A 12,628-nucleotide genomic window follows, 5' to 3' on the forward strand; every position below is an offset into this window, starting at 1 on the left:
ATTTCACCGATCATTGATTGCTAAGAATAGCAGCCTCAACAAATAAAAAAGGCCGCATTTGCGGCCTTTTAATTTATCCGAATTAATCGAGATTACTCGGTTACACCTCAAAAGGGTCTCGGCGTGTAATTGTCTCAACTCGGTCAGGGCCAGTAGAAACAATATCAACAGGAACACCAACTAACTCTTCAATTTTCGCGATATAAGTTTTTGCATTCTGTGGCAACTCATCCCAATTTTTAACACCAAAAGTCGACTCGCTCCAACCAGGCATTTCAATGTATTGTGGCTTTACTTGAGCATAACCTTCAGCGCCGACCGGAGTGGTGTTTAACTCACCTTTTTCAGGACACTGGTAACTAACGCAAATTTTTACCGTTTCCAAACCGTCCAATACATCAAGCTTAGTCAGGCAAATGCCGGTGACACTATTCACCTGGATTGCACGTTTTAGTGCGACCGTATCTAACCAACCACACCGTCTACGGCGACCGGTTGTAGCACCAAACTCGTGGCCTTTTTCACCAAGACGTTCGCCAATTTCATCGAATAGCTCTGTCGGAAATGGACCACCGCCAACTCGCGTTGTGTAGGCCTTGGTAATACCTAAAACATAATCTAAATATAGCGGACCAAAACCAGACCCAGTCGCAGTACCACCGGCAGTCGTATTTGATGAAGTTACAAAAGGAAAGGTACCATGGTCAACGTCTAACAGCGTGCCTTGTGCACCTTCAAACAAAAGTGACTCATTATTTTGTCGCGCTTTGTGTAAGGTATCAGGAATATCCTCAACGAGGTCCTTGAGCATTTCTGCATATTCAAGACACGCTTGATAAACCGTGTCGGCATTAATTGGCTCTTGTTTGAAGTAATTAGTCAGTACAAAATTATGATAATCGAGCACTTCTTCAAGCTTCTCTTTAAGACGTTCCGGATAAAACAAATCGTCGACACGCAATCCGCGGCGAGCGACCTTATCCTCATATGCAGGACCAATGCCTCTGCCGGTTGTTCCTATTTTTTTATCGCCTGATTTTGCTGCTTCTCGAGCCTGATCAAGCGCAATGTGGTAAGGCAAAATTAATGTACAAGCAGCGCTCACTCGCAACCGTTCACGCACCGGTACACCATTTTCTTCAAGCATCTTCATTTCTTTGGCGAGCGCTTCTGGAGAGAGCACAACTCCATTACCAATCAAGCACTTAACATCATCTCGTAAAATACCTGAAGGGATTAAATGAAGAACAGTTTTTTTACCGTCAATGACTAAGGTATGGCCGGCGTTGTGACCGCCTTGATAGCGGACAACCGCTGACACTCTATCCGTTAGTAGATCGACAATTTTGCCTTTACCTTCGTCACCCCATTGGGTGCCCAGAACAACTACGTTTTTTGACATAACTTTGATTCTATCTCGATGCCTTGTCAGGAAACCGCGCATTTTACTCCCATCCAAAACAAATTTCCGCTTTTTTTGGGGATTTTTTGCGCTTTTCTCCGACAATCAGCTAGTTAAAAGGGATATATCAACTCAATCTAGGTTTTTAGGGACTTTTCTAGCGCACCAGAGATAAAAATAGGAGCCCAACGACCATTGCCGTTAGTCCAAATCCGCGAATACTTTTATCGGGAAGCGAGGCTATTTTCGCCACGGTTTCCTTCCATGCTTTGGGTGCAAGAAATGGCATGATGCCCTCCAAGATTATCGCTATCGCGATAGCTGCCCACAAATCACTCATTACTGATTCCTCAAAAATAAAAAAGGCAGTCAAACTGACTGCCTTTCTAACCACCGAAAAGGACGTTTATTTGGTTTTACCTTCAGCGTCTTTCAAGTATTTGAAAAACTCGCTATCAGGTTGAATCACCAGGACATCCCCTTTGTTAGTGAACGACGCTCTGTAAGCATCAAGACTACGCAAGAACGCATAAAACTCTGCATTTTTGTTGTAGGTTTTAGCGTAAATCTCTGCGGCTTCGGCGTCTCCTTCACCGCGAGTGGTTCTCGCATACTCATCCGCTTCCGCACGAATTTTCTTCGCTGTAGCATCAGTTGTCGCAATGATGATATTACCTTCTTTTTTACCAATACTACGTCGCTCCGCGGCAGTCGCCCGGCGCTCTGAAACTATTTGCTCGTAAACATTAGGTAATACTTCGTTGGTGTAATTGACTTTCTTCACCCGGATATCAACAACTTCGATACCATAATCAGGCACTCGAGCGTTTACATCGTCTCGAATATTAGTCATCAATTGCTCTCGCTGACCAGCAACCGCTTCCAGCAGTGTTCTTTGACCAAACTGGTCACGCAGACCATTATCGACTAAACGCTCTAGGACACTTTCTGCTTCACTAAAGCGCCCTTGAGTTCTCAGATAAAACTGTGAAAAGTCTTTCACTCGCCATTGAACATAAGTATCAACATCCAAGAACTGTTTATCGGACGTTGTAAATACATTCGGTGAGCCGTCCATCGTCTGCACTCTTGCATCTAATGAAATAACTTTTTCAAAAAATGGCAGCTTAAAATGTAAACCTGGTCCGTAAGTAATTGGCTTGTTATCTTCGCCTCTTAATACTTTACCGAATTGCAGTTTGAGCGCGCTCTGGGTTTCATTGATCACGTAGAAAGAGTCCGACAATAAAAAGACACTAAAAATAACCAGTACTGCAACGATTGGTGTTTTATTACCCATTATTTGTTCTCCTCTTGATCACGCTTCATAATTTTGTCTAGCGGGATATACATCATATTGTTCCCCCCTTCGACATCGACCATCACTTTGGTCGAACGCGACATGACTTCCTCTACCGTCTCCAAGTACAAACGTTGACGAGTAACTTCAGGTGCAGCAATATATTGCGGTAAAAGCTGTTCAAAACGAGCAACTTCACCACGAGCCCTGGCAATTGCCTCAATCTTGTAAGCATCCGCTTGCTGGCGCATCTTCTCTGCCTCAGCTTCGGCTAAAGGTATCGTTTTGTTGCGATAAGCTTGCGCGTCTTGGACGACTTTTTTCGCATCTTGTTCCGCACGGTTAACTTCTTCAAACGCATCATTTACTTGGCGCGGTGGTAACGCTCTTTCTAAGGTTACCGTTTCAATCTTGATACCCGCTTGATAGCTATCGAGTATGTTGACCAGTTCAGCTTGTAAGGCAGTCCGAATTCTGTCTTTCTCTGTTGTCAATATCGCGTCAACATCGTTGTCACCGAGTACTTGACGGAGTGCGCTCTCTGACGCTTGAGTTAACGCTTGTTTCGGATCGCTCAAATTGAACAGATAATCCTCAGGGTCAATAATCCGATACTGAAGACCAATTTCGACATCAACGATATTGATATCTCGAGTCAACATGCGACCCTCAACACGTTCTTGCAAAAGCTCATTGGTGTTAACTTTGTATATTTGTTCAACACCCCACATTCTCCAGCCTAAACCTGGACCGACTGTTTCGTGGTACTTACCAAAACGAAGAACTACACCGCTTTCTGCTTCGTTGACAGTGTAAAAACCGACAAAACCCCAAATAATCGCAATGACGATTAGACCGGTAGTCAAAAAACCACCTGCACTGCCCGAGGAAGAGCCTGAGCCTCCGCCTTTTTTGCCGCCAAATATTCCTCCGACTTTGCTTAACAATTCTGTGAGATCCGGTGGCCCGTCTTGTCGGTTACGGTTCCCCCAAGGATCTTTGTTACCGTTATTGTTACCTGGTTCATTCCAAGGCATTGTTATCTCCAATTGATAATTGAAGTCATTGATTCGACTTCGTTTTTTGAACTAATTCATTCTATTCAGCGACAACCGGTTATGCAACAGAAGTTACCCAACTTATTGTCTAGAAGACTCCCGGATTAGCACCCTGCTCCTATTCAGCAGAATCGATAACCATCGCTTCAATTCTTCCCTCAGTTTGGCGACAGAGACGACGCCAATCGGCTTGATTAATATTAATCTCAAGGCTAATGCTTGCGTCGTCTGAGACGGTTTCGCTCTCAATAACATTAAGATTGTAAAGCTCGCTCCTGATTCCTAAATCTTGTGGTAAAAGCTTCAATTTCAAGTGTTGCCACTGGATATCTAACTGATGACTAATCGTTTGTCTAAGTAGATCCATTCCCTCACCCGTTTGTGCTGAGCACCACACTCTATCAGCGGATCCGTCAACACCGGGCTCGACTTTAGCACCTAATTGTTCGATTCGGTCGATTTTGTTAAAAACCTCTATTGTTTTGATGTTTCGTGCACCTATTTGCTCCAAAACATCATACACTTGCTCTATATTGTCATCTCTGCGTTCGTCTGACGCATCGATAAGATGTAACAAAATGTCTGCTTGGCGGCTTTCTTGGAGCGTCGCCTTAAATGCCGCGACCAAATCGTGTGGTAAATGCCTGATAAATCCTACAGTGTCCGAAAGGATAATCTCTTGCCCGGGTACCAAAGAGATTTTCCTGTGCGTTGGATCTAAGGTTGCAAACAGCTGATCTGCCGCGTAAACATCCGATTCGGTAATTCGATTAAATAAGGTTGACTTGCCCGCGTTGGTGTAACCCACCAGTGCTACCGTCGGAATACTACCTCTTTTTCTTGAACGCCTGCTTTGTTCCCGCTGCTTTTCGACTTTATCCAAACGTTTTCTAATATTTTTTATACGATCTCTGAGTAACCGCCGATCAGTCTCTAATTGAGTTTCACCAGGCCCTCTCAGGCCAATTCCACCTTTTTGTCTTTCCAAGTGTGTCCACCCTCGAACTAATCGAGTTGATAAGTGATTTAATTGCGCCAACTCGACCTGCAGCTTACCTTCATGGGTATGCGCTCGCTGGGCAAAAATATCCAAGATTAGCCCCGTTCTGTCGATCACGCGACACTCTACCAATCGCTCTAAATTGCGTTCTTGTGCCGGTGAGAGTCGATGGTTAAAAAGGACCACGTCTGCAGATTTGTCTTTTACAATCTGAGCAATTTCATCGGCTTTACCGGTACCGATAAAATATCTAGGGTGGGGTGTGCTTCGCGAACCACCGACAATATCTTTGATTTGCAACCCAGCTGAGACAGCGAGATCAACAAACTCATCTTTGTCTTCTTTATTGTGAGTATCGGGAAATTCGATGTGGACTAGAATGGCGTTTTCACCGCCGGAATGTCTTTCAAACAAAAATATTACTCTTTTTGATATTTGCGAAGCGCAAGCTATTGATTCAATCTGGACTCATCCAGGCTAAAGATAAAGGCTTTTGGCACTTAACACCTTTATGATGTCATTTTACTACAACGGACACATCGCAACCAGATTCGCCTTATAAATCAAAAAGCCAGCATGGTTATTACCAAACTGGCTTTTCACTAGTTGAATGCACCTAACGACTCAACCTGGGCTGGCCGCTAGTTTAAATTTAAGCGAAATGAGAATCCTGTTTCGCTTAAAAGTTTCCTACATTGTCGCCACCATTATCACTTGAGTGATCGGAATCACCTGAATGAGGAAGCTTCACATTTCTCGCTGGAACAACGGTCGAAATTGCATGTTTGTAAACCATTTGGCTAACGGTGTTTTTCAACAATACAACAAACTGATCAAAGGACTCTATTTGACCCTGAAGTTTTATTCCGTTGACCAGAAAGATTGAAACAGGCACGCGTTCTCGACGTAGCGCATTTAGGTAAGGGTCTTGTAAAGATTGCCCTTTTGACATAACTGTCTCCTTATTTTTTTTATCATGAGACTTAAATTGTTAACGAGTCTCTTTAATTATTGTTCTTGTAAAGCCTGCAGACTGATAGCAATACTTTCACAAAAACGATCCGTGTGACTAATGAAGCGATAACTTACTGTTCCTGGCCCTTAAAGAATTGGGTGTTATCAATATGAGCGCCAGTACTTATTCGCTGGCAATACCTACCCTGAGCCTAGTAACATTCTCGCTAAGCCTAATTTTAGCACTGAATAACAACATCTGCTAAAAATTTGCCCACTTCATAGTTTAATCTTATAAAGATTAACTCATTAGTATGGGCGTAAGTGGATAAGTTCAACCAATTTTTGAGAAATTGTTAGCCTTATCACAAAAAAATCTCATTGACCGTAAGACTCTGCAGCAGCGACGCAACGGATTACACCATAATCAAAGGTCTCGCCCAGTGATTCAAAAACTTGTTTAAAAGAACCTTTACTCTCGAACAGTGACAATGACTGAACTATCAACTGATAGTCTTCTTCACTAATTTCAAGAATGTCCATCGGATCGACAATTCCTTCTTCGATGGCAACCGCAATGTGACCATAGATAGTCGACTCAGTTAACTCTCTTTGGCGAGCAATTTCCCTAACAGTCATCTCCTCTGAGACAAGTGCCATAGTTTCATTAACAGTGTCACTAAAATCGGCATTAACCAAGTCAGGCAACGGATTGTTTTGAATAATCATTAAAAACTCTTTGCCATATTGCTCGAGTTTTCGAGAACCAACTCCAGAAATGTATTGCATTTGTTGCAAACTATCAGGCCGCCTTTCGGCCATTTCAATTAGCGTTGAATCATGAAAAATCATATAAGCAGGAACACCTAGGCTATCAGCTATTTCACTGCGTTGCTTTTTTAGACTGTCAAATAGGGATTGATGAATACTAGCGATCGATGGGGTTGCTTTTTTGGTGCTTTTGGCTTTTTCGACCATTTCTCTGGCAAAAAACTCTGCTTCACCTTTGAGTAATGGACGACATTTTTCAGTGAGACTCAGCGCACCGAAACGATCATAGTTACTCGATAAAAAACCTCTCGCAATTAACTGACGTAGTAAACTGCGCCACTGGGCCACACTCAATTCGCTACCAACCCCAAATGTTGATAATTGGTGATGCTGATTGTCGATAATTCTTTGATCTTCTTTACCACGCAAAACATCGATGACATAACCAGAACCAAACCGTTGGCCAGTCCGATACACGCAGGACAAGGCTTTCTGAGCCTCAACAGAAGCATTCCAACCTTTTGGTGGGGACAAGCAATTGTCACAATTACCACACGGCTGCTGATAAGTTTCCCCAAAATAACTTAATATTGAAATCCTTCGACACGTCGTCAATTCACACAAGCCAAGCATCGACTCTAATTTTTGTTGGCTGATTTGTTTAAAACTATCGGCAGCTTCGCTTTGTTGCAGCATATGTTTTAGGCTGATGACATCATTCAGTCCGTAAGCCATCCAGGCATTTGCGGCTTGCCCGTCTCTACCGGCTCTTCCCGTCTCTTGATAATATGCCTCCAGGCTTTTAGGTAAACTCAGGTGTGCTACAAACCTCACATCAGGTTTATCTATACCCATACCAAAGGCAATGGTTGCGACGATAATAATTCCTTCTTCTCTTAAAAAACGCTGCTGATTAGCACTCCGCGCTTCGCTAGTTAAACCGGCATGATAAGGTAGCGCCACTCGACCTTTTTTACTCAACCAATCCGCTACTGACTCCACTTTACGTCGTGATAAACAATAAACTATTCCAGCATCATTAGGGTGACTGGTTTCGATAAAACGCCACAAGCTTTCGCGACTTTGATTAGCTTCGCTGATCGTATAGCGAATATTAGGCCGGTCAAAACTGTTAACAAATTGTCGTGCACTCGATAATCCAAGCTGTTGAATAATTTCTTCTCTGGTTCGCTGATCCGCAGTTGCGGTCAAAGCGATTCTCGGTACTTCAGGAAAATGATTGGCTAACATCGATAACTGCTGATACTCAGGCCTGAAATCGTGTCCCCATTGAGAGACACAGTGAGCTTCATCAATCGCAAAAAGGCTGACTTGAATGCTGCTCAAAAAGTCGATGGTTTTCGATTTAAGCAATCGTTCGGGCGCGATATACAAAAGATCAATTTTCCCATTTCGCAAATCGGCCTCGAGTAAATTAATTTGTTGATGCGAAAGCGTAGAGTTTAAATAAGCGGCTTTTACACCGAGTATTTTTAACGCCTCGACTTGATCTTGCATTAGCGCAATCAATGGCGATATGACTACACCAACCCCTTCTCTTAAGAGCGCAGGAAGTTGATAGCAAAGAGACTTGCCGCCACCAGTCGGCATTAATGCAAAAACATCTTTACCGCTTGCTAATGCGCTGATGATTTCTTCTTGATGGAGTCGAAATTCTTGATAGCCGAAGACTTCTCTGAGAATTTTTTTTGCTTGCTGCATAATCTGAACCGTTTTTTAAATCAGTATACCTTGCTCACTGTCCTTTTGTGACAGCCATTGGATGAAAAGTTTGTCAGTTTTTATCCTTTTAGTTCATCAGCTTATAGACTGCAAAAGATACACAATATTTGCGCTTTAAATTAACAAGACTGATAAACAGCTACGGAGTGACTACTCAGATTTTAATGAATCGTTTGTTGATGAGATTGAATAAAATCGGTTATTAGATTCAACCCAAGTTGGTATTGATTAGGTTCCAGTGGATCAAACCAATGCAAGTCTGGCCAGCTTCTTAACCAAGTAAATTGCCGTTTGGCTAATTGCCGAGTCGCAATGATCGCTCTTTCTACTGCTTCATCAATCGTCAATTCGCCATCAAAATACTGCCAAACTTGACGATAGCCGACACACTTCATTGAGGGATAATCAAGATTTAAATCGCCTCTTGAATAAAGTCCCTTAACTTCATCAACGAATCCCGCTTCGAGCATATTTTCAAAACGCTTAGCAATTCTTGCATGCAGTACACTTCGATCTGCGGGAGCAAGGGCAACCGAAAGCAGAGGGTTTGGTAATGCTGTCAATTGCTGTTCCTGATGAAATTCTGACAAGGGTTTTCCAGACAATTGATAGACTTCTAGTGCTCGGAGAATTCTTTGCGTGTCGGTTTTATGTAATCGGTTTGCTGTCACCTTATCAACTTTACTCAACGCCTCATGCAACGCTTCTACCCCTTCGGATTCTAGCTGTGTTTTTAGCTGTTCTCTTAATTCGCTGTTTGATGTTGGCAAATCCGCCAATCCATCCTTGAGCGCTTTAAAATAGAGCATGGTACCGCCAACCAGTAAAGGTACTTTGCCGCGCTCATGAATTGCATTGATCAAATCGATCGCATCGCTAGAAAATTGTGAGGCAGAATAAGACTCCTTGGGATCAAGAAAATCAATAAGGTGGTGAGGCGCCAACACTAACTCTTTATCCGTGGGTTTAGCGCTGCCAATATCCATCTGCTGATAAACCATTGCCGAGTCTACGCTAACGATTTCAACAAGGCCGGTTTGATAGAGCTCTATTGCCATAGCCGTCTTTCCGCTCGCGGTTGGTCCCATTAAAAAAATAACCGGTTTGTTGGGAAAACGAATCTTCACCTATTTATCCATATTGAAAATTGTCGACATATTTTGTGAGGTCACTGCTCGCATCGCGCCTCGACTCGTTAGCTTATCAAGATGCAACTTATTACCCGCTACGCCTGATAAAACACCTAACGTCGCTTCAGGTAATGGGCCGCATTCAGTTAATTGATTAATGATAGCTTCAACCAATGCGTCATTGTTTTGCGAGCCTGTTATTAGCCACTCAGCGAGGCAATCAAAAATAAGCTGATTACCAAACGGTGCAAGCCAACTGGGAATCTTGCGAATTTGAATTTGTTCGGCATCGGCTGGTTGAACTTCGAAACCTAACTTTACCAACAAATCATGAGTCTGTGCGTCTTCGAGCAAGCTTTGGGACAATTCAATCGACTGCGGAAACAAGAGCGCGCGATTTTTGGCGATAAGATCACCTTCAAGCAAGTTGCTAATGAAATACCTTAGAAGACGTATAGCATCTGCAAAAAAACATTCGTTTTCGAGTCTCAGTAAATAGTAGTCACCGGTCAACGGTACCAAATCTGAATCATTTACTGCAGTCGTTTTAGCAACGGGCGTCGCTCCCGCTTCGTCGCTGTGTCTCGCTCCTCCAGTAACCATTTTTTGTGTGGGCTCTGATACGGAAGGTTGAGAAACTTTCGATGAGCGGTCATTCAAATGACTCGTCGTATTGATAACACTTTTAATATAATCAAAAGTCTCCAGATTCCCTCCATCCTTCGGTGTTTGATACAAAGCGTGGCGCGATTGTCGCCTGGCAGTTAATGAACTTTCCGATGTTTCAACGGCCGAGAGTTCGTCAACACCTTCTTGCACTGATATCGCACTACTTTCGGGATAAATAGCTTCGACAAATTCGACTTGCTCGCTCAATGCATCTGAAACACTTTTGGCTAACAAATCGTGAACTAATCGCTGCTCGCTAAACCTTACTTCATGCTTGGTTGGGTGGACATTGACATCAACTTGCGAAGCGTCAACATTTAAATAAATGATATAAGTCGCCATCCGACCTGGCGGTAACAATCCCTCATAAGCCTGGCGCACAGCGTGATTTAAAGTTTTATCCTTGACCGGACGGCCATTGATAAATACATATTGAATATCAGACTCGCTGCGATGAAAGCTTGGCTTTCCCAGCCAACCAGAAATCTTAACAACCTCATGCTGGCATTTAAATTCGATTGCACTATCGACGAACTGTTGACCGCAAATTGTCGCAATCCGTTTTAGGTATTGAGCAGGCTCAGCACAAGCAGGCACTCTCTTTGCGATTTTATGGTTATGCTTCAACATAAAAGCGATTGAAAAATTGGCGAGCGCCTGGCGTTTAAAAACTTCTTCAATATGATTAAACTCAGTCTTCTCTGTTCGCAAAAATTTTTGTCTCGCAGGCGTGTTAAAAAATAAATCAGCCACTTCGATTCGCGTCCCGGGAGAAGCCGCAGCTGGTTGAATATCAACAGCCATATCTCTACCTTGCGCACTGGCTTGCCATGCAAGTTCACTGTCGCGTGTTCGCGAGGTCAAGGTGAGACGAGAGACTGCGCTAATACTCGCAAGCGCTTCGCCGCGGAAGCCAAGAGTTTGAATACAACCGAGGTCTTCAGTTTTGCTAATTTTACTGGTCGCGTGTCTAGTGAGCGCAAGCCCCATATCATCTTTGTGAATCCCCCGCCCATTATCGGTAATTCTAATCAAGCGTGCGCCGCCTCGCTCGACATCTACTTCGATACGCGAGGCGCCAGCATCAATACTATTCTCAAGAAGCTCTTTGACAACTGAGGCTGGGCGCTCGACAACTTCGCCGGCCGCGATTTGGTTCGCCAACCGATTATCGAGCAGCGAAATCCGTGTTTGATCTGACAAGTTATGCTCCGGGGATAGACAACGTTTGGCCAATACGTAGGCTGTTGGACTTTAACTTATTGTGGGACTTCAAACGCTTGGTCGAAACGCCAAAATTTTGCGCAATTTCCGAAAGCGTATCGCCACTTTTGACTTTATAAGAACGGGACTTTGACAGCGCGGCGATACGAGTTCCCTCTGGTGGGTTATTTCTGAAGTAACGTTTAACGCCAGTAAACACCGCCTTGGCTATTTTGTTTTGTTCAGCAGACGTACGCAGCCGCTTTTCTTCTGTCGGATTGGAAATAAATGCCATCTCCACCAACATTGCCGGTATATCAGGCATCCGCAAGACGATAAAAGCGGCTTTACGGATCCCTTTTCCATGCATTTTGTCCATTTTCTTCGACAATTCTCCACGCACTTTCTCGGCAGCTTTTAAACTCTCTCCGACAGAATAGTGCATTGAAAGATCAAGTAACACCTGAGCAACCAGCGGATCTTTATTTTGTAAACTCTCAACACCGCCGAGTAGATCAGAGCTTTTTTCTCTTTGCTCTAACCATTTACCCATCTCAGTATTCGCACCTCTTCTCGACAGAGTCCAGACGGACGCGCCCTTAACCCTTGGATCGGTGAACCCATCTGCATGCAGAGAGATAAAAAGATCGGCTTTGTTTTTTCTCGCAAGTTTGGTTCGCTTTTCTAGCCCAACATAGTAATCAGAGGTTCGTGTGAGAAAGGCTTTAAAACCCGGCTCCTTATCAATCAACCGGGCCAAACGCTTAGCAACCTCCAAATTAACATTCTTCTCTAAAGTACCCCGTTTTCCCACTGCGCCAGGATCTTCTCCTCCGTGCCCAGCATCAATGGCAATAATAATATCCCGGTTTTCATTTTTAATCGCCGACTTCGCGGTCTTAACCACTGTTTTCTTTGAATTCTTATCCCGCAAATCGATGACAAGTCGATGGCCATAGTTTTGATGAGGCTCTAGCGTAAAGTGCTTCCAAGTGACATCATTTTTTAAATCTAAAACCAAGCGAAGATCACCATCTTTTTGCTTTCCTGCACGCACCTTTTTGACAAGATCTCCCGGAAGATTGACTTTCGTCAAGTCGAGATTCAGGTCTGCCTTTTCGATATCCACAAACAAGCGATAGGGGTTTTGGAGGGTTTTGGTTTGGTATTTAGGGGCGTTAGTCAGATCAATAACCACCCGCGTTTTTTCTGGATCTTGCCATAAACGAACACCCTTCACTTCGCCTGCCAATACCGGCGATGTAAAGTGCACAACTAACACTATATACAAACAAAACTTGGCTAGTTTCGTTAACAAATCAACACCCATCAAGACAACCTGTTTGATTAACCATACCGCAATTTAATCAATAACTTCAACTTCATTAAGTAACGCAT

At 43.5% G+C, this 12,628-nt stretch carries 10 protein-coding genes; all 10 read right to left on the reverse strand.

Translation table 11 applies throughout. The annotated features are described in order from the left end of the window. Positions 1–100: 100 nt before the first annotated feature. Positions 101–1,402, reverse strand: coding sequence for an adenylosuccinate synthase (locus tag FLL45_RS16290; RefSeq protein ID WP_142943159.1), 1,302 nt, complete (start codon positions 1,400–1,402; stop codon positions 101–103). Between the two features lie 157 nt (positions 1,403–1,559). Beyond that, a complete protein-coding gene (locus tag FLL45_RS16295) occupies positions 1,560–1,742 on the reverse strand; it encodes a DUF2065 domain-containing protein (protein ID WP_142943160.1) in 183 nt (60 codons plus the stop codon). 66 nt (positions 1,743–1,808) lie between these two features. Beyond that, entirely contained in the window at positions 1,809–2,702 is an 894-nt protein-coding gene (gene hflC, locus FLL45_RS16300) for a protease modulator HflC (RefSeq protein ID WP_142943161.1), read from the reverse strand. Continuing rightward, a complete protein-coding gene (gene hflK, locus FLL45_RS16305) occupies positions 2,702–3,739 on the reverse strand; it encodes an FtsH protease activity modulator HflK (RefSeq protein WP_142943162.1) in 1,038 nt (345 codons plus the stop codon). The genes hflC and hflK overlap by 1 nt, the downstream gene beginning before the upstream one ends. Before the next feature lie 139 nt (positions 3,740–3,878). Then, positions 3,879–5,174 (reverse strand): ribosome rescue GTPase HflX, encoded by a 1,296-nt coding sequence (gene hflX, locus FLL45_RS16310; RefSeq protein WP_142943163.1) that lies wholly within the window; start codon positions 5,172–5,174, stop codon positions 3,879–3,881. Between the two features lie 265 nt (positions 5,175–5,439). Continuing rightward, complete coding sequence (gene hfq, locus FLL45_RS16315; RefSeq protein ID WP_142943164.1) at positions 5,440–5,712, reverse strand: RNA chaperone Hfq; 273 nt, start codon at positions 5,710–5,712, stop codon at positions 5,440–5,442. 380 nt (positions 5,713–6,092) lie between these two features. After that, complete coding sequence (gene recQ, locus FLL45_RS16320) at positions 6,093–8,207, reverse strand: DNA helicase RecQ (RefSeq protein WP_142943165.1); 2,115 nt, start codon at positions 8,205–8,207, stop codon at positions 6,093–6,095. A 182-nt stretch (positions 8,208–8,389) separates the two neighbouring features. Next, positions 8,390–9,355, reverse strand: coding sequence for a tRNA (adenosine(37)-N6)-dimethylallyltransferase MiaA (gene miaA, locus FLL45_RS16325; RefSeq protein WP_246075848.1), 966 nt, complete (start codon positions 9,353–9,355; stop codon positions 8,390–8,392). Next, on the reverse strand, positions 9,356–11,230 hold the full coding sequence (gene mutL / locus FLL45_RS16330) for a DNA mismatch repair endonuclease MutL (RefSeq protein WP_185964507.1): 1,875 nt from the start codon (positions 11,228–11,230) through the stop codon (positions 9,356–9,358). It lies immediately after the preceding gene. A gap of 1 nt (position 11,231) precedes the next feature. Then, a complete protein-coding gene (locus FLL45_RS16335) occupies positions 11,232–12,548 on the reverse strand; it encodes an N-acetylmuramoyl-L-alanine amidase (RefSeq protein WP_185964508.1) in 1,317 nt (438 codons plus the stop codon). Positions 12,549–12,628 lie beyond the last annotated feature (80 nt).

This window comes from Aliikangiella marina (assembly GCF_007004765.1).
Classification (GTDB): domain Bacteria; phylum Pseudomonadota; class Gammaproteobacteria; order Enterobacterales; family Kangiellaceae; genus Aliikangiella; species Aliikangiella marina.